This window comes from Aeromonas sp. Y289-2 (assembly GCF_027705925.1).
Lineage (GTDB): Bacteria > Pseudomonadota > Gammaproteobacteria > Enterobacterales > Aeromonadaceae > Aeromonas > Aeromonas veronii.
Window position 1 is genome coordinate 1 of record NZ_JAPDCH010000007.1, and the last position, 23,685, is coordinate 23,685.

Annotated in this window: 20 protein-coding genes and 1 tRNA gene; 10 read left to right on the forward strand and 11 right to left on the reverse strand. The window is 56.8% G+C overall.

Translation table 11 applies throughout. The annotated features are described in order from the left end of the window. Positions 1-400: 400 nt before the first annotated feature. The 4 genes from OKC43_RS11945 to OKC43_RS11960 form a co-directional block, all read right to left on the reverse strand. A complete protein-coding gene (locus OKC43_RS11945) occupies positions 401-2,332 on the reverse strand; it encodes a putative bifunctional diguanylate cyclase/phosphodiesterase (RefSeq protein ID WP_115523289.1) in 1,932 nt (643 codons plus the stop codon). 23 nt (positions 2,333-2,355) lie between these two features. After that, positions 2,356-2,856 (reverse strand): molybdopterin-binding oxidoreductase, encoded by a 501-nt coding sequence (locus OKC43_RS11950; RefSeq protein ID WP_019444953.1) that lies wholly within the window; start codon positions 2,854-2,856, stop codon positions 2,356-2,358. Positions 2,857-2,958: 102 nt separating this feature from the next. Continuing rightward, a complete protein-coding gene (gene groL, locus OKC43_RS11955) occupies positions 2,959-4,593 on the reverse strand; it encodes a chaperonin GroEL (RefSeq protein WP_005340575.1) in 1,635 nt (544 codons plus the stop codon). 43 nt (positions 4,594-4,636) lie between these two features. After that, the gene (locus OKC43_RS11960) at positions 4,637-4,930 is read right to left on the reverse strand and encodes a co-chaperone GroES (RefSeq protein ID WP_005340573.1); all 294 of its coding nucleotides are present in this window, start codon (positions 4,928-4,930) and stop codon (positions 4,637-4,639) included. A 260-nt stretch (positions 4,931-5,190) separates the two neighbouring features. On the opposite strand from OKC43_RS11960, the gene OKC43_RS11965 reads away from it, so the two are divergent. After that, positions 5,191-6,525 (forward strand): MATE family efflux transporter, encoded by a 1,335-nt coding sequence (locus tag OKC43_RS11965; protein WP_235655430.1) that lies wholly within the window; start codon positions 5,191-5,193, stop codon positions 6,523-6,525. A 34-nt stretch (positions 6,526-6,559) separates the two neighbouring features. Here OKC43_RS11965 and OKC43_RS11970 read toward each other — a convergent pair whose 3' ends face one another. After that, the gene (locus OKC43_RS11970) at positions 6,560-7,036 is read right to left on the reverse strand and encodes an FxsA family protein (protein WP_216949647.1); all 477 of its coding nucleotides are present in this window, start codon (positions 7,034-7,036) and stop codon (positions 6,560-6,562) included. A 442-nt stretch (positions 7,037-7,478) separates the two neighbouring features. On the opposite strand from OKC43_RS11970, the gene aspA reads away from it, so the two are divergent. Both aspA and OKC43_RS11980 read left to right on the forward strand, forming a co-directional pair. Further along, the gene (gene aspA / locus OKC43_RS11975; protein WP_005340569.1) at positions 7,479-8,921 is read left to right on the forward strand and encodes an aspartate ammonia-lyase; all 1,443 of its coding nucleotides are present in this window, start codon (positions 7,479-7,481) and stop codon (positions 8,919-8,921) included. 125 nt (positions 8,922-9,046) lie between these two features. Beyond that, a complete protein-coding gene (locus OKC43_RS11980; RefSeq protein WP_021229055.1) occupies positions 9,047-10,366 on the forward strand; it encodes an anaerobic C4-dicarboxylate transporter in 1,320 nt (439 codons plus the stop codon). Positions 10,367-10,614: 248 nt separating this feature from the next. On the opposite strand, the gene tsaD is transcribed toward OKC43_RS11980, so the two are convergent. Further along, positions 10,615-11,628, reverse strand: a complete 1,014-nt coding sequence (tsaD, locus tag OKC43_RS11985; RefSeq protein WP_005349085.1) for a tRNA (adenosine(37)-N6)-threonylcarbamoyltransferase complex transferase subunit TsaD — start codon at positions 11,626-11,628, stop codon at positions 10,615-10,617. A 179-nt stretch (positions 11,629-11,807) separates the two neighbouring features. Between tsaD and rpsU the strand changes: the two genes are divergently transcribed. The 5 genes from rpsU to OKC43_RS12010 all read left to right on the forward strand — a co-directional run bounded on the left by rpsU (position 11,808) and on the right by OKC43_RS12010 (position 16,700). Beyond that, positions 11,808-12,023, forward strand: coding sequence for a 30S ribosomal protein S21 (gene rpsU / locus OKC43_RS11990; protein WP_005309452.1), 216 nt, complete (start codon positions 11,808-11,810; stop codon positions 12,021-12,023). Between the two features lie 15 nt (positions 12,024-12,038). Further along, entirely contained in the window at positions 12,039-12,482 is a 444-nt protein-coding gene (locus OKC43_RS11995; protein WP_005349081.1) for a GatB/YqeY domain-containing protein, read from the forward strand. Positions 12,483-12,570: 88 nt separating this feature from the next. Continuing rightward, positions 12,571-14,358, forward strand: a complete 1,788-nt coding sequence (gene dnaG / locus OKC43_RS12000; protein ID WP_005340565.1) for a DNA primase — start codon at positions 12,571-12,573, stop codon at positions 14,356-14,358. A gap of 183 nt (positions 14,359-14,541) precedes the next feature. Further along, positions 14,542-16,437, forward strand: coding sequence for an RNA polymerase sigma factor RpoD (gene rpoD, locus OKC43_RS12005; RefSeq protein ID WP_263718854.1), 1,896 nt, complete (start codon positions 14,542-14,544; stop codon positions 16,435-16,437). Positions 16,438-16,623: 186 nt separating this feature from the next. Beyond that, positions 16,624-16,700, forward strand: a tRNA-Ile gene (locus OKC43_RS12010). 164 nt (positions 16,701-16,864) lie between these two features. Here OKC43_RS12010 and OKC43_RS12015 read toward each other — a convergent pair. The 4 genes from OKC43_RS12015 to purH all read right to left on the reverse strand — a co-directional run bounded on the left by OKC43_RS12015 (position 16,865) and on the right by purH (position 21,045). Continuing rightward, the gene (locus OKC43_RS12015; protein ID WP_201994812.1) at positions 16,865-17,419 is read right to left on the reverse strand and encodes a cytochrome b/b6 domain-containing protein; all 555 of its coding nucleotides are present in this window, start codon (positions 17,417-17,419) and stop codon (positions 16,865-16,867) included. Beyond that, on the reverse strand, positions 17,400-17,774 hold the full coding sequence (locus OKC43_RS12020) for a cytochrome b562 (RefSeq protein WP_005349056.1): 375 nt from the start codon (positions 17,772-17,774) through the stop codon (positions 17,400-17,402). The genes OKC43_RS12015 and OKC43_RS12020 overlap by 20 nt, the downstream gene beginning before the upstream one ends. A gap of 277 nt (positions 17,775-18,051) precedes the next feature. Beyond that, complete coding sequence (gene purD / locus OKC43_RS12025; RefSeq protein ID WP_236272798.1) at positions 18,052-19,338, reverse strand: phosphoribosylamine--glycine ligase; 1,287 nt, start codon at positions 19,336-19,338, stop codon at positions 18,052-18,054. A 114-nt stretch (positions 19,339-19,452) separates the two neighbouring features. Continuing rightward, complete coding sequence (purH, locus tag OKC43_RS12030) at positions 19,453-21,045, reverse strand: bifunctional phosphoribosylaminoimidazolecarboxamide formyltransferase/IMP cyclohydrolase (protein WP_199427856.1); 1,593 nt, start codon at positions 21,043-21,045, stop codon at positions 19,453-19,455. Positions 21,046-21,460: 415 nt separating this feature from the next. Between purH and zntR the strand changes: the two genes are divergently transcribed. Both zntR and OKC43_RS12040 read left to right on the forward strand, forming a co-directional pair. Then, positions 21,461-21,916 carry a Zn(2+)-responsive transcriptional regulator gene (gene zntR, locus OKC43_RS12035; protein ID WP_199427857.1) on the forward strand — a complete coding sequence of 152 codons (456 nt, stop codon included), beginning with the start codon at positions 21,461-21,463 and terminating at the stop codon, positions 21,914-21,916. 214 nt (positions 21,917-22,130) lie between these two features. Next, positions 22,131-22,370, forward strand: coding sequence for an alternative ribosome-rescue factor A (locus tag OKC43_RS12040; RefSeq protein ID WP_199427858.1), 240 nt, complete (start codon positions 22,131-22,133; stop codon positions 22,368-22,370). A 117-nt stretch (positions 22,371-22,487) separates the two neighbouring features. Here the strand turns inward: OKC43_RS12040 and hemW are convergent, their stop codons facing one another. Further along, positions 22,488-23,633 (reverse strand): radical SAM family heme chaperone HemW, encoded by a 1,146-nt coding sequence (gene hemW, locus OKC43_RS12045; RefSeq protein WP_236272799.1) that lies wholly within the window; start codon positions 23,631-23,633, stop codon positions 22,488-22,490. Between the last annotated feature and the right edge of the window lie 52 nt (positions 23,634-23,685).

The window sequence follows — 23,685 nt, forward strand, 5'->3', positions numbered from 1 at the left end:
TCGACTTCTTATTGCTAAGAAATCGTCTTGGTCACTTCACCAGACATTGAAAATCAAAAATTGTTTTTGATGTTCGATGCTGTGAGTGCCCACACAGATTGCTTGATTCAAATTGTTAAAGAGCGACGCAACACTTCGTTGCTGCGGGAGTGGCATTCTACTCAACCGCCTTCTCGAGTCAAGCCTTATTTGCAAAGGCTTTTCGAGGTTATCGACGAGGTTGTTTGCGTTGCCGCTTGCCCTGTCGATGGAGGCGCATTATAGGGAACAGATTCTTTCTGGCAAGGCTAAATTGCATGTTTTTTTGATAAAACCTCACAACCGTTCAAACAACAAACAAAAAGAAGAAAGTTCGAGCTAAATCACACATTCTGGAGGCGGATGACAGGCAAGCCCCCTCTCAACTCATATAAGCCATTTCGGATTGTTGACGCGCCAGCCAAAGCTCCTCCATCTCCAACAAGGTCTGATAGATTTTCTCCGCCTGCTCCGGTCGGCTGAACAGATAGCCCTGTCCATACAAGTGGATATCGGTCAGGGATCGCAGCACATCCAACTGGGCCTGTGTCTCAATCCCTTCACACACCAGACTCTTGCCCAACATCGACCCCATCCGGCAAATATTGGCGACCAGTTCGGATGCCTCCAGTGAAGTGTCAATGCCCTGTATAAAGGAGCGGTCGATCTTCACCTTGCTGACCGGTAACTTTTGCAGATAACTCAAAGATGAATAGCCAGTCCCAAAATCGTCTAATGCCAGCAGTACCCCCTGCTGATTGAGATCCTGCATCAGTTGCAGCGAGTTCTTCACTTCCCGCATGGTGGTATCTTCCGTGACCTCCAAGACCAGGCTACGGGCAGGCAGGTGGTGCTCCATCAATGCCTTGGCCACCAGTTTGAGCAAATTACGTTGGTACATGCCTGGCGAGATATTCACACACATTTGCAGATCAACCATACCAAGCTGGTGCCACTGATAGAGCTGCTCACAAGCGGTGTTCAGCACCCAGCTGCCAACCCGTTCGGCAAGCTGGAACTCCTCAGCCACCATAATCACTTCGTTTGGCGGAATGAAACCGAGCTCAGGATGCCGCCAGCGCAGCAGAGCCTCGACAGCTTCGCAGCGGCCACTCTCGAGATTGACGATGGGTTGGTAATAAAGTTCCAGCGCATTGTGTTCCAGCGCCATGATCATGTCCGACGCCAGATGTTTGCGCCGCGCCGTCTCGTTGAGCAAGGAGTTATCGTAAATCACATAGGGGACATGGGTCTTGCGACTATGGAACAGGGCCTGTTCCGCACGACTCAACAACTCCTGAGTCTTGTCGCTGTCCATCGGATAGAAGGCAATCCCGATCCCGACTTCAAGCCGGAAGGGATAGTTGTCATAGACGATATCTTGCTTCAGCGCATGCAGCAATCGAGCTACCAGCTCCCTGACCTGACGCAGATCGCTGCTGCCACGCTGAATAATGGCAAATTGATCTCCCCCCAGACGTCCACTCCACTCCCCCTCTTCACAGAGCACTCTGATCCGGGTGGCAAACTCACAAAGCAGATAATCACCGGTGTCATAGCCAAACTTGCTGTTGATATCCCTGAAGTCGTTGATATCGACCAGCACCAGTCCAAACGGCACTTCCTGTGTGGCGTACAGCTCCATCCGTTCCAGTAGGGCAACCCGATTGGACAACCCGGTCAGCGGATCCCGTCTGGCCGCTCTGAAATGACGACGCCCTTCATATATAAGCAGCATGCTGAGCAGCAACACTGACATGACCAGACCGGAGACCATCAGCAACAAGGCATTGCGCAATTGGCCAAAATGGCGATCGTTCTCGGAATAGACGTTAATGTTCTTCTGCATCACAGAAGCGAGGGAGTAGGAGAGCGGCTCTTGCAGCGGGGCAAGGCGCATCATGATCTGCTGATAGTCAGATGCCCCGCTTTGCAACTTGGTGATGTCGGGCTCTATTTGGCGAATATTGGTTTCAATCAGCTGCACCAGACGCAAGGTTTTCTGCTTGTCCTGCATGCTCTTGCGCAGCTGGCCGCTCAACAGGATGGGCGTTCTGCTCCAGAGAATGTCATAACGCAACATCAAGGTGTCATGATCAATCCCGCCATAGTGATAGACCTCTACCGCATTGAGGAAACGCCCGAGCTCCAGCTGCAACTGCATCAGCGCCCAGGAGACATCATAGGTGTATTTCTCCATCGCTCTGGTCGCATTCTGGATCTGCATCAGGCAATAGAGGGTGCTCCCGGTAAACAACAGGATGGATACATACAGAATGACGAGCAGTGGCCACGCCCTGGTCTTTCCTTTCACCCCATGCTCCCGTGCTGTTTTTATCAGTGCTGAATGTCTATCAAATCCAGCTGCCAGATCATCATGTCGGTATATTCGGATCGCTTCAATTCCGGATATTGATCAAGAGGCAGCATAAACCAGACCGGCCCCTTGTCACGCACCCGCATGACAGCGCCGTTGTCTTCCCATGCAAGGATGGGCTCGTATTTGGCAACCTTGTCCCATTCAATGCGGACTTGGAAACTATTCAGCGCCGTCAACGTAATGGTCTTGCCATCCGCACCGACTGCAGCCAACACATCTGCCAGTTTTGGGCCTCTGTAGGTGTGTGGCTTATCCACCCACGGGTTGCCGGTCACTATCTCATGTTGCGGCAGAGCCTGCAGTTTGGCCAGATCAAACAACACCTTGCCATCAACTTCGTCTGCCGACCTGATGTTACCACCCACTTTCAGGATCACCGGCCCAGTCAGCGCCTCAGCAGCCATCACCGGCATGATGACCAATGAACACAGTAGTGTCAGCCAACCAAACATTTTCATATCGCCCCCAGATTTGCTGTCTCAACAGACTCAGTTTAGCCAGATATAAAAAAACGGCTCGCCTTGAGCGAGCCGTTTGTCAAACAGAGCAAGGGGGGATGATTACATCATGCCCATGCCACCCATGCCGCCCATGTCAGGCATTGCAGGGGTATCTTTCTTCGGCAGTTCGGTGACCATGCACTCGGTGGTGATCATCAGACCGGCGATGGAAGAGGCAAACTGCAGGGCGGAACGGGTTACCTTGGTCGGATCCAGGATGCCCATGGCCAGCATGTCGCCATACTGTTCGCTGTAAGCGTTGTAACCGAAGTTGCCTTCGCCGTTCTTCACTGCGTTGGCAATGACGGAGGCTTCCTCACCGGCGTTGATGACGATTTGACGCAGCGGGGCTTCCATGGCGCGCAGGGCAACCTTGATACCGACGTTCTGGTCTTCGTTGTCACCGCGCAGACCCGCCAGTTTGGCAGCAACGCGAACCAGCGCAACACCACCACCGGCAACCACGCCTTCTTCAACCGCGGCGCGGGTAGCGTGCAGGGCATCTTCAACGCGTGCTTTCTTCTCTTTCATCTCGACTTCGGTGGCTGCGCCAACCTTGATCACGGCAACACCGCCAGCCAGCTTGGCTACGCGCTCTTGCAGCTTCTCACGATCGTAGTCGGAAGAGGTCTCTTCGATCTGCTGACGGATCTGGGCAACACGGCCTTCGATCACACCGGCATCACCCACGCCATCGATGATGGTGGTGTTCTCTTTGGTGATGACGATACGCTTGGCACGACCCAGATCTTCCAGAGTCGCTTTTTCCAGCTCCATGCCCACTTCTTCGGAGATGACAGTACCGCCAGTCAGTACGGCGATATCCTGCAGCATGGCCTTGCGACGGTCACCGAAGCCAGGCGCCTTGACGGCAGCCACTTTCACGATACCGCGCATGGTGTTAACCACCAGAGTCGCCAGGGCTTCGCCTTCTACGTCTTCAGCAACAATCAGCAGCGGCTTGCCAGCTTTGGCAACGCCTTCCAGCACCGGCAGCATTTCGCGGATGTTGGAGACTTTCTTGTCAACCAGCAGGATGAACGGGTCGTCCAGTTCAACAGAACCGGTCTCTTGCTTGTTGATGAAGTAGGGGGACAGGTAGCCGCGGTCGAACTGCATACCTTCAACAACTGCCAGCTCATCTTCCAGACCCTGACCATCTTCAACGGTGATGACGCCATCGCGACCCACTTTGTCCATGGCTTCGGCAATCAGCTTGCCCACTTTCTCGTCGGAGTTGGCGGAGATGGTGCCCACCTGAGCGATGGCATTGCTGTCGGCACACGGCTGAGACAGCGCTTGCAGCTCGGCAACAGCAGCCACAACGGCCTTGTCGATACCGCGCTTCAGATCCATCGGGTTCATACCGGCGGCAACGGCTTTCAGACCTTCGTTGACGATAGCCTGAGCCAGAACGGTTGCAGTAGTGGTACCGTCACCGGCGGCATCGTTCGCCTTGGAAGCCACTTCCTTGACCATCTGGGCGCCCATGTTCTGGAACTTGTCTTCCAGCTCGATTTCGCGCGCAACAGACACACCATCTTTAGTGATGGTCGGGGCGCCGAAGGACTTGTCCAGCACCACGTTGCGGCCTTTCGGGCCCAGAGTCACCTTGACGGCATCAGCCAGGATGTTTACGCCTTCCAGCATCTTGATGCGGGCTTCGTTACCAAACTTAACGTCTTTAGCTGCCATTTTTCTTCAATCCTTAAATCAATTCGGGGAAAAGGAGGATGGATTACTCTTCGACAATCGCCAGGATGTCGGTTTCGGAGAGGATCAGGACGTCCTGACCATCCAGCTTCTCGGTCTTAACACCGTAGCCTTCGTTGAAGATAACCTTGTCACCAACCTTCACGGCCAGCGCTTTGACTTCGCCATTATCCAGGATGCGACCAGTCCCCACGGCAAGCACTTCACCACGGGTGGACTTCTGGGCCGCAGTACCAGTCAAGACGATACCGCCGGCAGATTTGGCTTCAGCTTCGATGCGCTTGATGATGACGCGGTCGTGCAGTGGACGAATTTTCATCGATAACTCTCCCAAAATGAGTCTCATTGTTGCTTTGAGGAATGGCCGTTCCAGGCCAAATTAGATATGTCCCTGATGTGGGGCAGAGTTGCTAACCCTTCAAGGGCAAATACAAAAAAAAATTTTTCACGTACTATAAACATCTTCGATGGTTCAACCATGTCCGCCCCCTGGAGCAAGCTCGCTTCAAGCCGCCCGGTTTCCATGCCAGAACCTTCAAAGCCAGCTGTAGAGACGAGCCCTTGACCCGCACCAACCCCATGCTGACAGCCCCTATTCCGGTCGTACTGCGCCAGATGACGGGCCCCATGATCTTCGGCATCATCGCCATTCTGGCCTTCAATCTGGTCGATACCTTTTTTATCGGTATGCTGGGAACCGAAGCTCTGGCCGCCATCAGTTTTACCTTTCCCGTCACTTTTGTGGTTACCTCGCTGGCGATGGGATTGGGCGCCGGATTGTCAGCGGTGATCGGTCATACCCTGGGGCAGGGCAAACACGATGAGGCGGCCCATCTCGCCACCGACAGCCTGTTTCTGGCGGTGATCATGGTGGCCCTGCTCTCCGCGGGGGGCGCTCTCACCATCAAACCCCTGTTTACTCTGCTGGGGGCCAGTGCCGAGCTTATCTCCCTCATCCATGACTACATGCTGATCTGGTATCTCACAGTCCCCATGCTGGTGCTGCCCATGGTGGGCAATGCCGCCATCCGGGCGACCGGCGATACCAAAACCCCCAGTCTGGTGATGGCCGTAGCCGGGTTGGTCAACGGAGTACTGGATCCTCTGTTGATCTTCGGCATCGGCCCCTTTCCCGAATGGGGGATCCGCGGGGCCGCCATCGCGACTTCTCTCTCCTGGTTGATGGCGATGCTTGTCAGCCTCTATATCCTGCGTCATCGGGAGGGCTTGCTGCTGTGGCGCCTCTCGCCGCGGGCTCGGTTGCTGACCCACTGGCGGGCCTTGCTCCATGTCGCCGTCCCCGCCTCTTTTACCAATATGCTCAACCCCTTGGCCAATGCGGTGCTGATGACGATCTTTGCAGGACTGGGTACCGAGGTGGTAGCCGCTTACGGCGCCGCATCGCGGGTTGAGGCGCTGCTGCTGATCGTGATGATGGCCCTCGCCTCCGTACTGGCCCCTTTCATCTCGCAAAACTGCGGCGCTGGCAATCCGGCCCGGGCCAAAGCTGCACTGCAGAGCTGCATGAGGTTTGCGTTGCTGTTCCAACTCGCCATCTATGGCCTGACCTGGCTACTGGCGCCACTCATCGCCAACCTGTTCAGCGATCATCCGCAGGTCATTCGCCTCATCATTCTCTATCTGCATCTGGTGCCGATCGGTTATGGCTTTCAGGGCATGGTGATGCTGCTGGCCTCGGCGCTAAATGGCGTGCGAGCATCCAGTATTTCGTTCTTGTTCAACGGATTGCGACTGTTTGGTTTTCTGTTGCCAGGAGCCTGGCTGGGGGCAAAGCTAGGGGGAGAACAGGGGATATATCTGGGAATACTGCTGGCCAATCTGGCGGCGGGCACCCTCGCATGGTGGTATGCCCGACACCGCTTCGAGGCCTTGTGCCATCAGGGCAAACCCTGATTCAGTCACTCGCCTCGGGTTTTCGTCTCGTCGATTACTCTTTACGCTCAAATTCGCCTTCGATAGTGGTGCCGCCCTGCTTGGCGTTCTCCAGATGATCATCGGACGGTGCGTTGCCAAACGGCGATTGAGTACGCTGGAAACCACCCATCTGCATCCGGAACTGGCTGCTGCCGATCAGCTTGTCAGCCAGTTTGTTGCGCAGCCAAGGTTGCAGCAACAGCACACCGAAAATGTCGGTCACGAAACCCGGGATAATCAGCAGCAAGCCAGCCAATGCCAGCATCATGCCCCCCATCACCTCACGGCCCGGCATCTCGCCCATCTGCATCTTTTGCTGGGCGCTGAACAGGGTCTTGATCCCTTCGCTGCGCACCAGCGAGGAGCCCAATACCGCAGTCAGAATGAGCAAGCCGACAGTCGGCAGCGCCCCGATTACCGAGCCGACCTCGATCATCACGGTAAGCTCCAGCACAACCAGACCCACCAACAACAAAAACAACTTGCCCATATCTACTCCAGCACCGGTAAATTGAGAAAAAGTGGCGCCCATCCAACGATGGTCAGAGGCGATTTTGCCGCCCCGTCATCACCACTTTCTGCCCTGAATAAATGGGGGCGGCCCCCCTCTTTTCAAGTTGGTCAACTGACTCCTACGTCATCAGCAATCTAAAAAATCAGCAAAAAGTCACAAAAACTTATAAAAATCATCATGATAAAAACTTCATAACATATGTGTACTTTCCTCAAAGTAATTTGAAAATGTCGCAAATTTAGTGATCCACCTCTAATAACCGATACCTCAATTGGAGTAGTATATTGATTAGTTTTTCGGGAGGTCATTCTCCCAACCGCCCCACTCGATGTGTGGTGCTTCAGGATGAGCTGTGCGCAAGGAACTCGCGACCACTCGGTGAGGATTTTTCCATTTATCTGATTTCTGAGGCATTACAATGAGCGACATCAAGAACGTCCGCATTGAAGAAGACCTGCTGGGCACCAAAGAAGTTTCCAATGATCTCTACTACGGTGTGCACACCCTGCGCGCTGTCGAGAACTTCAAGATCAGCTCTCAGAAGATTTCTGACGTTCCGGAATTCGTCCGCGGTATGGTGCTGACCAAGAAGGCCGCTGCGCTGGCAAACGGTGAACTGGGTACCATCCGTCCTGAAATTGCTGACAAGATCGTAGAAGCCTGCGACCTGATGCTGAACACCGGCAAATGCTTCGACCAGTTCCCGGTCGACGTTTACCAGGGTGGTGCCGGCACCTCCGTCAACATGAACACCAACGAAGTACTGGCCAACATCGCCCTGGAAATCATGGGTCTGGAGAAAGGCCGTTACGACGTCATCAACCCGAACGACCACGTCAACAAGTGCCAATCCACCAACGATGCCTACCCGACCGGTTTCCGCGTTGCTGTGGTCAACAGCACTGACGTGACCCTGCATGCGCTGGAGCACCTGATCGCGGCATTCGATGCCAAAGCGAAAGAGTTCAAAAACATCCTGAAGATGGGCCGTACCCAGCTGCAAGATGCGGTTCCGATGACCCTGGGTCAGGAGTTCCACGCGTTCGCCGTGACCCTGCGTGAAGAGATCAAGTCCATCAAGCGTTGCCAGGAGCTGCTGCTGGAAGTGAACCTGGGCGCGACCGCCATCGGTACCGGTCTGAACACTCCGCCCGAGTACTCTGCACTGGCCATCAAGCGTCTGGCCGAGATCACCGGACGTGCCTATGTGCCGGCAGAAGATCTGATCGAAGCGACCTCAGACTGTGGTGCCTACGTCATGCTGCACGGCGCCATCAAGCGTCTGGCCATGAAGCTGTCCAAGATCTGTAACGACCTGCGTCTGCTCTCCTCCGGCCCGCGCACTGCACTGAAAGAGATCAACCTGCCGGAAATGCAGGCGGGTTCCTCCATCATGCCGGCCAAGGTCAACCCGGTTATCCCGGAAGTGGTCAACCAATCCTGCTTCAAGGTATTCGGTAACGACATCACCATCACCTTCGCCGCCGAAGCCGGTCAGCTGCAACTGAACGTCATGGAGCCGGTGATTGGTCAGGCGATGTTCGAATCCCTGAGCCTGATGGAAAAAGCCTGTATTTCCCTGCGCGAGAAGTGCGTGGAAGGTATCACCGCCAACCCGGAAATCTGCATGAATCACGTGCTGAACTCCATCGGTATCGTGACCTACCTGAACCCCTTCATCGGCCACCACGAAGGGGATATCGTCGGCAAGATCTGTGCCCAGACCGGCAAGAACGTCCGCGAAGTCGTTCTTGAGCGCGGCCTGCTGAGCGCCGAGCAGCTGGACGAAATTCTCTCCATCGAGAACCTGATGAACCCGCAATACAAAGCCAAGCGTTTCACCCGCGAAGCTGCCGTATAAGCGAGTGTGGGCCGGGATCTTCCCGGCCCATAAAGTCAGTTCCCGATTGGTCTTTATCCCCAGCCCGATCGGGAATTGGCTTTTTGCCAAATAAAAACCAAAAACTAAAAAATGGAGTTATCGCTATGATTGGAATCGAGTTACTTGTCGTGCTCGCCGCTATCTATCTGGGGGCCCGGATAGGCAGCATCGGCATCGGCTTTGCCGGTGGTCTGGGGGTACTGGTCTTGACGTGGGGTCTGGGCATGCCCATCCCGAGCGATCAACTGGTCAGCTACATCCCTTGGGATGTGATCATGATCATCGCATCCGTCATCTGTGCCATCGCCTGTATGCAACTGGCTGGCGGGATGGACTACCTGGTCTTCCTGGCAGAAAAAGCGCTGCGCAAGAACCCCAAATACATCACCTTCGCCGCCCCGGTGGTCACCTACCTGATGACCATGCTGGCCGGTACCGGTCATACCGCCTTCTCCACCCTGCCGGTGATCGCTGAAGTGGCCAAAGAGCAAGGGATCCGCCCATCCCGTCCTCTCTCCATCGCGGTTGTCGCTTCCCAGATCGCCATCACAGCCTCCCCAATTTCTGCCGCTGTGGTTGCCTTCTCCGGCATGCTCGAGCCGTTCGGTGTTGACTACCTGACCCTGCTGGCCATCTGCATCCCCTCTACCTTCCTGGCCTGTATCCTGGGCGCCTTCATTGCCAACATGATGGGCAAGCCGCTGGAGCAGGACGAAGTCTATCTGGAGCGCAAAGCCAAGGGCCTGATCAAACTGCGTGGTACTACCAAGCTCGAGATCAAACCGTACGCCAAGCTGTCGGTCTGGATCTTCATCGCCGCCATCGTTGCTGTCATGGCTTATGCCACTGCCATCTCCGGTAAAGTTGGCCTGATCACCAACCCGCCGATCCCCCGTGACGGTGCCATCATGGGTATCATGCTGGCCGCGGCCACCATCATGACTCTGGTGTGCAAACTGGACGCTACCCAGGTCACCAACATGCCGACCTTCAAGTCCGGTATGTCCGCCTGTATCTGCGTACTGGGTGTGGCCTGGCTGGGTAACGTCTTCGTGAAAGGCAACATGGACACCATCCAGCTGATCGCTGGCGACCTGCTGAACCAGTACTCCTGGCTGCTTGCCGTGGTGCTGTTCTTCGCCGCCATGCTGCTCTATTCACAAGGTGCCACCACCAAAGCACTGATGCCTGCCGCACTGGCACTGGGTGTCAGCCCGCTGACTGCGATTGCCTCTTTCGCAGCCGTAAGCGCCCTGTTTGTACTGCCGACCTACCCGACCCTGCTGGCCGCGGTAGAGATGGACGACACCGGCTCCACCCGTATCGGTAAGGCGGTCTTCAACCACCCCTTCTTCGTACCGGGCACCGCCACCATCGCCATCGCCGTGGCGCTGGGCTTCTTCTTCGGCGGCATCCTGCTGTAATCCTATCGCCTGCCGATGACCAAACAAAAATCCCCGCCAGTTGGCGGGGATTTTTTTATCTCTTTACTCTGTACTTGGCTTGGCTGTCTGGCAGCGAGAGACCTGACGTATTATCCGGATGGCTCAACCACGGCGACAGCAGACACCACAACAGCGTGCCTGCGGCGGTATAACCACCGCTGCCTGATTGCAGGAGCTGTAGGCCACCATGGTACTCACCACCACGCCAGAAGGCGGGATCCGTCGGATCAGACCGGATCCAGGGTATCCAGCGGCCAGCGCGGCACGGCTTTGACCGCCAGCGGTTCGAACACGCCCGCTTTCAGGCGCTGCATACCGGCATAGGCAATCATGGCGCCGTTATCGGTGCAATATTCAGTGCGTGGATAGAACACCTCGCCCTTGAGGCTCTCCATCAGCTCGGCCAGCTGGGCACGCAGATGACGGTTGGCACTGACGCCACCGGCAACCACCAGACGCTTAAGACCGGTCTCTTTCAAGGCACGACGGCACTTGATGGCCAGGGTATCGACCACCGCATCTTCAAACGCCCGAGCGATATCGGCACGGGTCTGCTCATCATCACCATTGGCGGCGATGGTGTTGGCAGTGAAGGTCTTGAGGCCGGAGAAGCTCATGTCGAGCCCTGGGCGATCAGTCATGGGACGGGGGAAGTGGAAGCGCCCAGTGGTGCCCTTCTCGGCCAGACGGGAGAGCAGCGGACCACCCGGATAGTCCAGCCCCATCAGCTTGGCGGTCTTGTCGAACGCTTCGCCAGCGGCATCATCAATGGATTCCCCCAACAGCTGATAACTGCCGATGCCATCAACCCGTACCAACATGGAGTGACCACCGGAGACCAGCAGCGCCACGAAGGGGAACTCGGGAGCTTTCTCTTCCAGCATGGGAGCCAGCAGGTGCCCTTCCATATGGTGGACAGCGATAGCAGGCTTGTTCCATGCCATCGCCAGCGAACGACCAATAGTGGCGCCTACCAGAATGGCGCCAACCAGACCCGGACCCGCGGTATACGCGATGCCGTCGATGTCATCTTTGCCCAGTCCCGCCTCTTGCAATGCGGCCTGGATCAACGGGATCGTCTTGCGAACATGATCCCGGCTGGCGAGTTCGGGGACGACGCCACCGTAGTCCGCATGCAGCTTGACCTGGCTGTATAACTGATGGGAAAGGATCCCTTTTTGATCGTCGAAGATCGCGATCCCGGTTTCGTCACAGGATGTCTCTATGCCCAATACACGCATTGCTAAAAAATTTCACTGCTAAAATGAGACGGCTATGGTAACCTTCGCGGGTTTTTTAAACCAGAGCGATCTCTGCGGGTTTACTTTCATTCCCTGTCCAGAGTATAATTTCGCACCATTTTAAGACATGCTGATCGATTGAAGGTCAGCTAACAATTTATCACTGAGGTGAAAGGCACATGCCAGTAATCAAAGTCCGTGAAAATGAGCCGTTTGACGTTGCTCTGCGTCGTTTCAAGCGTTCTTGCGAAAAAGCCGGTATCCTGTCCGAAGTTCGTAGCCGTGAGTTCTACGAGAAGCCGACTACCATTCGTAAGCGCGCCAAAGCGTCTGCAGTCAAGCGTCACGCCAAGAAGCTGTCTCGCGAAAACGCACGTCGTATCCGCCTGTACTAATCGGGAGATATTGCCGTGTCTCTGAAGGATCAACTCAAGGATCAGCAAAAGCTCGCCATGCTTGCCAAAGATAAGGCACGTCTGGGAGCGATCCGCTTGTTGATGGCAGAAATCAAGCAACGTGAAGTCGATACCCGTATCGAGCTGAATGATGAGGATATCCTCGCTGTCGTGACCAAAATGGTCAAACAGCGCCGCGATTCCATCAGCCAATTTGAAGCTGCCGGTCGCCAGGATCTCGCCGACAAAGAGTCCGCCGAGATCGTTGTGTTGCAGGAATTCCTGCCGCAACAGCTGACCGCAGATGAAATTGCTGCCCTGATCGAGCAAGCCATCACTGAAAGTGGTGCTGCCGTCATGGCTGATATGGGCAAGGTCATGGCTGTCTTGAAGCCGAAAATTCAGGGGCGTGCCGATGTCGGCGCCGTCAGTGCTCAGGTGAAAACCCGCTTGGCGTAACAGGCAACTCTCTTGTTTGGTCGAAGAAGCCGTGCTTCCCTTGGAATGCGCGGCTTTTTTATTTTCTCCGCAATGAAACAGGACGGTTATGGCAGGCAGGATCCCACAATCCTTTATCGACGATCTGCTCGTACGCACAGACATAGTCGAGCTGATCGACTCGCGAGTGCGGCTGAAAAAAGCCGGTAAGAACTACCAGGCTTGCTGCCCTTTTCATAACGAAAAAAGCCCCTCTTTTACCGTCAGCCAAGAGAAGCAGTTCTACCACTGTTTCGGTTGTGGCGCCCACGGTAACGCCATCGGCTTTGTCATGGAGTACGACGGTCTCGAATTTCCCGATGCCATCGAAGAGCTCGCCAGCATGCAGGGCATGCAGGTACCTCGCGAGCAGAGCATCGGCGGCTCGGCCAATAGCCAACCCGCCGTCAGCAAGGATCTGTTCGAGCTGATGAACCAGATCGCCCGCTTCTACGAGAGCAACCTCAAGAGTGCCCCTCATGCGGTGGAGTACCTCAAAGGCCGCGGTCTGACCGGTGAAGTGGTCAAGCGATTCAACATTGGCTATGCACCCAGCGATTGGGATCAGGTGCGCCGCCGCTTTGGTACCAGCCGGGATCACGAACAGCTGCTTATCTCGGGCGGCATGCTGATCACCCGTGACAATGGCCCGGGCAGTTATGACCGTTTCCGCGATCGCATCATGTTCCCGATCCGCGACAAGCGTGGCCGGGTTATCGGTTTCGGTGGCCGGGTGCTGGGTGATGGCACCCCCAAGTACCTGAACTCGCCGGAAACTCCCATCTTCCATAAAGGGCGGGAGCTGTTCGGTCTCTACGAGGTGAAGCAGGCACACAAGGATCCACGCCGGATCCTGGTGGTGGAAGGCTACATGGATGTGGTGGCACTCGGTCAGTACGACATCGACTATGCGGTGGCGGCGCTGGGTACTGCAACGACCAGCGACCATATCCACACCCTGTTTCGCACCACCGCCGAGGTAGTCTGCTGCTACGACGGTGACAACGCCGGTCGTGAAGCCGCCTGGCGTGCGCTGGATAATGCCCTCCCTCATCTGCAGGATGGCCGCGAGCTGAAGTTCGTGTTCCTGCCCGATGGCGAGGATCCCGACTCGCTGGTACGCCAGATCGGCAAGGAGGGCTTCGAAGCCCTGCTCGATGAAGCCCAACCGTTCGCCGACTTCATGTTCGAGCGTCTCGGTCGCGATGCGGCGCTCTCCGGTGAGGCAGGCAAGTTCGAAGTGGCCAACAAGGCCGCCGAGCTTATTCGTCGCGTACCGGAAGGGTTTACCCGCGAAGGGCTGATCACCCGCCTCTCCAGCATGATGCGCTGGGGTGAGAACAAGCAGCGCATCGCCGAGCTCTTTGCCCGCAACAGTCAGCCCAAGGCCGAGGTCAACAAACCCAAGGCAGCCAAGCTGACGCCACTGCGGCGTGCGCTGGCACTGATGGTGCAATATCCGGCAGTAACGGCTGAGCTTCCCCCCATGCCGGAATTGGCCGGGCTACGCGTACAGGGCATCAAGTTCCTGCTGCAACTGCACCAGCAAATCCTGGCACAGCCCGGTATCACAACCGGTATCCTGCTGGAACACTGGCGTGGTACCAAGGAGGGAGAAATCCTTGCTCAGCTGGCCATGCACGACCTGTTCGAGGAGATCAAACTCGATCAGGAGCCAGATATTCTGGGAGAATTGCAGGACACCTTCGTCGGCTTCATCAACCAGTTTCTGAAACAGCGGATCGAAGAATTGCAGGCCAAAGTGGCTCAGGAAGGACTAAGCTCCGAAGAAACCCAAGAGCTGATGATGCTGATAAGAGAGGTGCAAATTGAGAAAAGAAATGAGAGTGGGGCTTGATATTTGAGTGATTAGTCCCAATATGGATAGCGTTGCCCGAATCGACGGGATGAAAAGCAAAAATTTTATAACCGCCTGGCCCCGACAATACTGCGGGCAGGGGTTTCTCATGACCGACGCCGCAACCAGACATAGCATGTCTGGCGGTTTTCTATTAGAATTGGCTATTTGCGCAGCAGCGCACTGTACGCGCAACCTAGCAACACCAACCGGATGAGTTCTATGGAGCAAACCCCGCAGTCTCAGCTTAAACTCCTCGTTGCCAAAGGTAAAGAACAGGGCTACCTGACCTATGCCGAGGTGAACGATCACCTCCCGCAAGACATTGTCGATTCAGACCAGATCGAAGACATCATTCAGATGATCAACGATATGGGCATTCAAGTGGTTGAAAACGCTCCGGATGCCGATGACCTTATCATGGCTGAAGGTGGTACCGCCGATGAGGACGCTGCCGAAGCAGCGGCCCAGGCTCTGGCATCTGTTGAATCTGAGATTGGTCGCACGACCGATCCCGTCCGCATGTACATGCGGGAAATGGGTACCGTCGAACTGCTGACCCGTGAAGGCGAAATCGACATCGCCAAGCGGATCGAAGACGGTATCAACCAGGTACAAAGCTCCGTAGCCGAGTACCCTGAAGCAATTACTTACCTGCTCGAACAGTACGACAAGTATGAAGCCGAGCAGCTGCGTCTCTCTGACATCATCTCTGGCTTTATTGACCCGAACGAAACTGAAGATATGGCGCCTACCGCCACGCATATCGGTTCCGAGCTCGGCGAAGACGATCTGGCCGACGAAGATGAAGAAGACGAAGAAGACGAAGACGAAGATGGCGACAGCTCTGACGACGACGGTGACGGTGGCCCGGATCCGGAAGTCGCTCGCGAGAAGTTCGGCGAACTGCGTGCCCAGTATGAAGTGACTCGCCTCTCCATTCAGAAGAATGGTCGCGCGCACGAAGATACCCAGGCCGCCATCGCCCAGCTGGCCGATGTATTCCGTCAATTCCGCCTGATGCCCAAGCAGTTCGATCGCTTGGTCAACAACATGCGTGAAATGATGGAGCGCGTCCGCGTGCAGGAACGCATCATCATGAAGCTCTGCGTTGAGCAGGCCAAGATGCCGAAGAAAACCTTCGTCGCGGCCTTCACCAACAACGAGTGTGAAACTGCCTGGTTCGAATACCAGAAGCAGGCTGGCAAAGCCTGGTCTCCCCGTCTGGTTGAAATGGACGAGGATATCCAGCGAGCCATCGGCAAGCTGCAGCAGATTGAAGAAGAGACAGGTCTGTCGATTGCCCAGATCAAGGATATCAACCGTCGCATGAGCATCGGTGAGGCCAAAGCCCGCCGTGCAAAGAAAGAGATGGTTGAGGCCAACTTGCGTCTGGTTATCTCTATCGCCAAGAAGTACACCAACCGTGGTCTGCAGTTCCTGGACCTGATCCAGGAGGGCAACATCGGTCTGATGAAGGCGGTAGACAAGTTTGAATACCGTCGTGGCTACAAGTTCTCGACCTATGCTACCTGGTGGATCCGTCAGGCCATTACCCGCTCCATCGCGGATCAGGCCCGTACCATCCGTATCCCGGTACACATGATCGAGACCATCAACAAGCTCAACCGTATCTCCCGTCAAATGCTGCAGGAGATGGGTCGTGAACCGAACCCGGAAGAGCTGGCCATGCGCATGGGCATGCCGGAAGACAAGATCCGCAAGGTACTGAAGATCGCCAAAGAGCCTATCTCCATGGAGACGCCCATCGGTGATGATGAAGATTCCCACTTGGGCGACTTTATCGAAGATACCACCCTGGCTCTGCCAGCGGATGCGGCGACCAGCGAAAGCCTGCGCAACGCCACCCGCGAAGTGCTGGCTGGCCTGACCGCCCGTGAAGCCAAGGTACTGCGGATGCGTTTCGGTATCGACATGAACACTGACCACACCCTAGAGGAAGTGGGCAAACAGTTCGACGTCACCCGTGAGCGTATTCGTCAAATTGAAGCCAAGGCACTGCGTAAACTGCGCCACCCGAGCCGCTCGGAAGTGCTGCGCAGCTTCCTGGACGAATAGTCCTGACCTGTGTCAAACTGCTCTGCCAAAGCCCCGCCATGCGGGGCTTTGTTTTGTCTGGCATTTACCCTTGCGACCCGCTTTGCACCCTCTATCGACCTGGACAATTAGTCGCCAAGTGGTTGATATGCCTATAGACTGCCCTTTCCTCTTCCCCTATAATCCACGCCGCTAAACGCACAATTTGGCCCCTTAGCTCAGTTGGTCAGAGCAGTCGACTCATAATCGATTGGTCGTGGGTTCAAGTCCCCCAGGGGCCACCAAATTGAAAAAGGCCGCTCATCATGAGCGGCCTTTTTGCATCTGCCGAACGGGCAATATCCAGTGATGAGCTCGAGGAGGCCATAGAAAAGACCCGCCATGGGCGGGTCTGGGCAGGGTCCGGATCAGGCGCCTCACTCAGAGACAAGGAGCCTAATGCTGAGCCTCAGGTTTGCTCGTTACTGCCGCTCTGGATGGATGATCGCCGCCCGGCGGGCAACATCCGGGTAACCAGATTGCTGCGCTGACGCCAGGAGGTGAAGACGATGGCCAGCAGGTGCAGACCTATCAGCCCCTGTAGCGCTACCACGCACCACTCATGCCACTCGTCAGCCCCCAGTTCAAATCCCGTCTCGGTATTTTGAAACCAGCCGCTGCCAGCAGTGGCCAGCACAACCAGCCAGAGCGCCCACACGGCCAGCTTGCCGCTACCGTGATGACCCGGTGCCGGAGGCTGCCGCTCACGCATCTCGCGCGCTTGCTGGCGAAAATCCTCACCGCTGGGGATGAGGGCACCAAGGCGGGCGTAGCCACGGGCAAAAGTGAGCCCCCAGAGCAGACGCAAGGAGACCAGCCCAATGGCGCCGTAACCCAGCCACTCGTGCCACTCCTCCCCCGCTTCGTTAACCCAGAGATTGCTGATGCAGACCGCCGCCAAGCCCCAGTGGGTCAGGCGAACCAGCGGATCCCAGCGAAAGGGCTCACCCTTTTTGCTTGGCATATTTGTGGTACTCCTTCTTCAGGTCGTTGACCTTGGCCAGATGTTCGCGCGCCTTGGCCTCATCACCCGCCTTGAGTGCGGCCAGGCTGGCGTCCAGCTCGGTCTGTACCTCGTTCATCCCTTCAAGGAATTTCTCTTTCTTGGCGGCCGGCATGTTCTTCTGCTTGGCCACATCAAGCTGGGCTTTCATCTCGTTGATGTGCTTCTCCATGGTGGCTGCATCATCAGCCTTGACGGCCTGCTTGTAGTTGAAGCCAATCTTCTTCATCGGCTGTTCCAGATCACCCGCCACGGCAGGCAGGGTCATCAGGCCAAACATCAGGGGCAGCAGCAGGGGGCGGACGGTTTTCAACATGGGATTTCCTTATATAACGACATGCTCGAATTGTTAGGGGTACTTATGAATCCAAACAAGAATTCATCACCAGCATGATGCCATGACTCATGGTGAAACGTTTGTGAAAAATGCTGTTTTTTGTGGCAAATAGTGACAGATATACCGCGCTTGTTTGCGCTTGGTAACTGATTGAACGCTGGTGACGCGCATCATGAGGATGGTTGAAAGCGGTAAACAGCGACAAAAAACCCCGCCGTAGCGGGGTCTGAATCAACTAGCCATTTGCTGGCGTCAGTTACTCCTGTTCGCGAGCAATGGCGCGCCAGCCGATATCCTTGCGGTAGAAGACGCCATCCCACTTGATGCGGCCAGCGAGCTGATAGGCACGCTGCTGAGCCTCTGCAACCGTATGGCCCAGCGCCGTGGCGCACAGTACACGACCGCCAGCGGTCAGGCTGGTATCGCCCTCCAGGCGGGTACCGGCATGGAACACCTTCTCTCCTGCCACTTCATCCACCGGCAAGCCGCTGATGGGGTGATTGGTACTGTAATCGCCGGGATAGCCTCCCGCCGCCAACACCACGCCGATGGCGGCGCGGGGATCATAGATGGCCTCTTTCTGATCCAGCTTGCCTTCGCAAGCGGCCAGGCAGAGCTCCACCAGATCGGATTGCATCCGCAGCATGATGGGCTGGGTCTCGGGATCACCAAAGCGGCAGTTGAACTCGATCACCTTGGGATTGCCTGCACCGTCGATCATCAGACCGGCGTAGAGGAAACCGGTGTAGACGTTGCCCTCGGCCGCCATGCCGCACACGGTCGGCATGATCACCTGCTCCATCACCTTCTGATGTACCTCGGCGGTCACTACAGGCGCCGGGGAATAAGCCCCCATACCGCCGGTGTTGAGGCCGGTATCACCGTCGCCAACCCGCTTGTGATCCTGACTGGTGGCCATCGGCAGCACGTGCTCGCCATCGACCATGACGATGAAGCTCGCCTCTTCCCCCTCCAGAAACTCCTCGATCACCACCCGGGAGCCCGCTTCGCCAAAGGCATTGCCGGAGAGCATGTCGCGCACCGCGTCTTCCGCTTCCTGCAAGGTCATGGCGACAATCACCCCCTTGCCCGCCGCCAGACCATCGGCCTTGATGACGATGGGGGCGCCTTTCTCACGCAAGTAAGCGAGTGCTGGCTCCACTTCGGTGAAGTTCTGGTACTCGGCGGTCGGAATGGCGTGACGGGCCAGGAAATCCTTGGTGAAAGCCTTGGAGCCTTCCAGCTGGGCAGCGGCAGCGGTCGGGCCAAAGATGGGCTGACCGGCGGCGCGGAAGGCATCCACCACCCCTTTCACCAGCGGCGCTTCCGGCCCGACGATGGTGAGGCCGACCTGCTTCTCTTTGGCAAAGACCAGCAACCCTTCGATATCGGTCGCCTCGATGGCGACGTTCTCGACACCCGGCTCAAGCTGGGTGCCTGCGTTGCCCGGCGCTACAAAAACGTGACGTACCAGTGGGGAGTGTTTGGCCTTCCAAGCCAGGGCGTGTTCGCGGCCACCGTTGCCAATGATCAGTACTTTCATCGTATCGCTCGCTTCTATTTGTGGTCACTGGACGGCCTCTCTGGCCGTTAGTCAGCGGAAATAGTCAGTTGAAAAGAGACAACAAAAGGGCCGCCATCGGCAGCCCCTGACCCATCAATGACGGAAATGGCGCATGTTGGTGAACACCATGCACATGCCGTGCTCGTCGGCGGCATCGATCACCTCCTGATCGCGCATCGAGCCACCCGGCTGGATCACGCAAGAGATACCGGCCTGCGCGGCAGCATCGATACCGTCGCGGAACGGGAAGAAGGCATCGGAGGCCATCACGGAGCCCGCCACGGTCAGCCCTTCATCCGCCGCCTTGATACCGGCGATTTTGGCCGAATAAACACGGCTCATCTGGCCTGCGCCGACGCCGATGGTCTGGCCATCTTTGGCGTAGACGATGGCGTTGGATTTGACGAACTTGGCCACTTTCCAGCAGAACAGCAGATCTTGCAGCTCGGCCTCGGTCGGCTGGCGCTTGCTGACCACGGTCAGGTCGCCCAGCGTCACCATGCCGAGATCCCGCTCCTGTACCAGCAGGCCGCCGTTGACGCGCTTGAGGTCAAAGCCTTGCGCCGGTGCCGTCCACTGACCGCATTCGAGCAGACGCACGTTCTGCTTGGCGGCGACCGCATCGCGGGCCTCCTGGCTGACGGTCGGGGCGATGATCACTTCGACAAACTGGCGGGCAACGATGGCAGCGGCAGTGGCACCATCCAGCTCGCGGTTGAAGGCGATGATGCCGCCAAAGGCGGAGGTGGGGTCGGTCTGGTAGGCGCGATCGTAGGCACTCAGCAGGTCACTACCAATAGCCACACCGCAGGGGTTGGCATGTTTGACGATGACGCAGGCCGGCTCGTCGAACTCCTTCACACACTCCAGCGCTGCATCGGTATCAGCGATGTTGTTGTAGGAGAGCGCCTTGCCCTGCAGCTGGACAGCGCTGGAGACGGAACCCGGCGCGGCATGCTCTTCGGCGTAGAAGGCGGCGGCCTGATGGCTGTTTTCGCCGTAACGCATGTCCTGCTTCTTGATGAACTGGCTGTTGAAGGTACGCGGGAAGCGGGACTCCTCGTCACCCTCCTTGTTGTCACCGTAAGAAGGAACCATGGTGCCGAAGTAGTTGGCGATCATGCCGTCGTAGGCGGCGGTGTGCTCGAAGGCTGCGATGGCAAGATCGAAACGGGTCGCCAGTTTCAGGCTGTTGCCGTTGGCATCCATCTCGCGAATAACCCGATCATAGTCAGCAGCTTTGACGACGATAGCGACATCTTTATGGTTTTTGGCGGCAGAGCGCACCATGGTCGGGCCGCCGATGTCGATGTTCTCGACCGCATCGGCCAGGGTGCAGCCCGCTTTGGCCACGGTTGCAGCAAAGGGGTAGAGGTTGACGACAACCATGTCGATGGGGGAGATAGCGTGCTGGGCCATGATGGCGTCATCCTGATCCCGACGGCCGAGGATGCCGCCATGAACCTTGGGATGCAGGGTCTTGACCCGGCCATCCATCATTTCAGGGAAACCCGTGTAGTCGGAGACCTCGGTCACCGGCAGACCCGCCTCGCCAAGCAGCTTGGCGGTACCGCCCGTGGAGAGCAGGGCAACACCACGCTCGTTGAGTGCCTTGGCAAATTCCAGAATGCCAGTTTTGTCAGACACACTCAGCAGTGCACGGCGAATGGGTCGAGCTTGTTCCATCACACTATCGTCCTCAACATAACGGGGACCGTTCCATGGGAGGCGAGGCTCAACACAGAGAGTCCCCAAATAAATGGAAGTGGGGGATTTCGCAAACCACTCTCGCCCCGATATCCGGCAAAAGCGTTTTAGGAAATGCCCGCTTGGTGCGGCGCTCTGTTATGGGCGCGTATTCTACACAAAAAATGTGACCTGTGGTGGATTTTTTGAAACAGCAAAGCCTTATTTGGCGCGGCGTTAAACGTTTTCCACTTGATTTTCTCGAAACGTTTGCACTTTCAGTGTTTTATGGGAAAAAGGGTCGCCAGGAGATGTTTATCTGCCCCTTTTATGCCCTTGGCTGGCAATCCATGGGCAAAGGGGTGATAGTGGATTCCGGTTTTTGTGGCGGCATACATTCAAGGGGAGAGAGAGCATGTATCGGATCGGTGAACTGGCCAAGGTGTGCGGGGTCAAGGCAGATACCCTGCGTTTTTACGAGAAGAACGGGCTTATCTCACCGGGGATCCGCAACGAATCCGGCTACCGCCTCTACAGTGAACAGGACAAGCGGCGGCTGGAGTTCATCATTCGCGCCAAGTCGGTGGGATTCTCGCTGGCCGATATTGGCGAGCTGCTCGACCTCGATACCAACAAGGCCAAAGTCACCTGTCAGGAGGTGAAAGCGGTGGCCGACACCAAGCTGGCCCAGGTGGAGCAGAAGATCATCGAACTGACCCGCTTTCGCGACAACCTGCGAGAGCTCTCCAATATCTGCTGCGGCGGGCCGCGCTCGGCGGAGCACTGCGCCATCCTCGAGACGCTGGAATCTGGTGCCCCGGCCCATCACGAGCATCATAGCCACGACCAGCATGACCCGGTTCACGGCTGACATGGTATGCCTGACTGAGCGTGCCTGGCTCAGTGTGACTGACTCGGCGCCGCCGACGCATTGCTCTGGCGGCAATTTGGTGACAAAATCGCCGCGTTTTTAACCGGTGCCAGTGCATCCGGTTGCCGGGCGCTCAGCTGAACAGGCGCTCGCAGCGAAAACCACCATCCAGACACAAGAATCAACACACCAAGAGAAAAGAAGAGGAGCCATCATGGCCAAGATCCGGGTCGACCAACCCGTCCTCCCCCGTGAGGAAGATGCGCAAGGGGGCCGCTATGCCCATCAGCGCGGCGAGATAAAGGATAACCATCTGCATGCCCTGCTTTCCGATCCGCTGTTTCGCAGCCGGGTCGAGCGCAACAAGAAGGGCAAGGGGAGTTACCAGCGCAAGGCCAAATTTGGCAAGCGGTGGGAGCCCGGCCAACAGCAGATGATCCGCGTCTGCTACTGAGCGGGTTTCTACCGACCATAAACAATCAGGGCACCATAGGTGCCCTGATTGTTTTTACTGAAAACGAGGTCTGGCAACGCCAACTCACCACCTCAAAGTTGCGCCTCAACAGGCCACTCACTCATCCATAAACAGTTCGAGCAACACGTTGAGATAACGGTGGCCGAGAGAAGTAAGCTGCCAGCTATCCCCCAGATCCTCGATAAGCTCCTTGCTTTGGGCGATGGCAAGCACCGTCTCCACCCGTTCCAGCGACAAGCCGGTATAGGCCTCGAACTCCGCCTTGGGGGCCGGTTCAAACAGGCGGAAGCGGTTCATAAAGTATTCGAGCGGCAGATCGTCTGCCGTCACCTGCCACTGCTCGTCCAGATAGGGACGGCTCTTGTCCAGATACCCTTTCGGATGCTTCACTTTGGCTGTGCGCAGGATCTGCTGATCCGCGAGATCAGTCACCTTGCCGTGGGCGCCACAGCCGATTCCCAGATAGTCACCAAAGCGCCAGTAGTTGAGATTGTGATGGCACTGGTAGCCCTCTTTGGCATAAGCCGAGATCTCGTACTGGCGATAACCGCTGGCGGTAAGCATGGCGTGGCCCTGCTCGTAGATGTCCCACAGGGTGTCATCTTCCGGCAGCTTGGGCGGTTTGGAGGCAAATGCCGTGTTCGGCTCTATGGTGAGCTGATACCAGGAGAGGTGCGGCGGGGCGCAGTCGATCGCCTGCTGCAGGTCATAAAGGGCGTCATCCAGACTCTGATCCGGCAGACCGTGCATCAGATCCAGATTGAAGGTAGGCAACTTGATGGCATGGGCCAGTGCCGCGGCCTTGCGCGCTTCTTGCGGGCCGTGAATGCGGCCGAGGCGGGTCAGCTTCTCCTGCTGGAAGCTCTGCACGCCGATGGAGATACGGTTGATGCCGGCGCGCTGGAAACCGGCAAACTTGTCCGCCTCCACCGTGCCCGGGTTGGCCTCCATGGTGATCTCGCAATCCGCGGTGAGCGGAATGCGGGCCCGCACCCCGTCCAGCAAGGTTTGCATCGCCTCCACCGTCAGCAGGCTGGGGGTGCCGCCGCCGATAAAGATGGAGGAGAGCGGCCGCCCTTGCGCCCACTTCAGATCCTGATCCAGATCCTCCAGCAGGGCGGCGACATATTCGAGGTGAGGCAACTCCCCCTTCTGGGCATGGGAGTTGAAGTCACAGTAAGGGCACTTCTGGACGCACCAGGGCACATGAATATAGAGAGAGAGCGGCGGCAGTTGCAGCATGGGGCTTCCAATAAAACGGGGGCTCAAGGCCCCCATTGTAGATGACTATGTG

Excerpts from the sequence above, each read along its gene's own strand:
- OKC43_RS11950 (WP_019444953.1), bottom strand. The coding sequence starts at position 2,856 with ATGAAAATGTTTGGTTGGCTGACACTACTGTGTTCATTGGTCATCATG.
- groL (WP_005340575.1), bottom strand. The coding sequence starts at position 4,593 with ATGGCAGCTAAAGACGTTAAGTTTGGTAACGAAGCCCGCATCAAGATG.
- OKC43_RS11960 (WP_005340573.1), bottom strand. The coding sequence starts at position 4,930 with ATGAAAATTCGTCCACTGCACGACCGCGTCATCATCAAGCGCATCGAA.
- OKC43_RS11965 (WP_235655430.1), top strand. The coding sequence starts at position 5,191 with ATGCTGACAGCCCCTATTCCGGTCGTACTGCGCCAGATGACGGGCCCC.
- OKC43_RS11970 (WP_216949647.1), bottom strand. The coding sequence starts at position 7,036 with ATGGGCAAGTTGTTTTTGTTGTTGGTGGGTCTGGTTGTGCTGGAGCTT.
- aspA (WP_005340569.1), top strand. The coding sequence starts at position 7,479 with ATGAGCGACATCAAGAACGTCCGCATTGAAGAAGACCTGCTGGGCACC.
- OKC43_RS11980 (WP_021229055.1), top strand. The coding sequence starts at position 9,047 with ATGATTGGAATCGAGTTACTTGTCGTGCTCGCCGCTATCTATCTGGGG.
- tsaD (WP_005349085.1), bottom strand. The coding sequence starts at position 11,628 with ATGCGTGTATTGGGCATAGAGACATCCTGTGACGAAACCGGGATCGCG.
- rpsU (WP_005309452.1), top strand. The coding sequence starts at position 11,808 with ATGCCAGTAATCAAAGTCCGTGAAAATGAGCCGTTTGACGTTGCTCTG.
- dnaG (WP_005340565.1), top strand. The coding sequence starts at position 12,571 with ATGGCAGGCAGGATCCCACAATCCTTTATCGACGATCTGCTCGTACGC.
- OKC43_RS12015 (WP_201994812.1), bottom strand. The coding sequence starts at position 17,419 with ATGCCAAGCAAAAAGGGTGAGCCCTTTCGCTGGGATCCGCTGGTTCGC.
- OKC43_RS12020 (WP_005349056.1), bottom strand. The coding sequence starts at position 17,774 with ATGTTGAAAACCGTCCGCCCCCTGCTGCTGCCCCTGATGTTTGGCCTG.
- purD (WP_236272798.1), bottom strand. The coding sequence starts at position 19,338 with ATGAAAGTACTGATCATTGGCAACGGTGGCCGCGAACACGCCCTGGCT.
- purH (WP_199427856.1), bottom strand. The coding sequence starts at position 21,045 with ATGGAACAAGCTCGACCCATTCGCCGTGCACTGCTGAGTGTGTCTGAC.
- zntR (WP_199427857.1), top strand. The coding sequence starts at position 21,461 with ATGTATCGGATCGGTGAACTGGCCAAGGTGTGCGGGGTCAAGGCAGAT.
- OKC43_RS12040 (WP_199427858.1), top strand. The coding sequence starts at position 22,131 with ATGGCCAAGATCCGGGTCGACCAACCCGTCCTCCCCCGTGAGGAAGAT.
- hemW (WP_236272799.1), bottom strand. The coding sequence starts at position 23,633 with ATGCTGCAACTGCCGCCGCTCTCTCTCTATATTCATGTGCCCTGGTGC.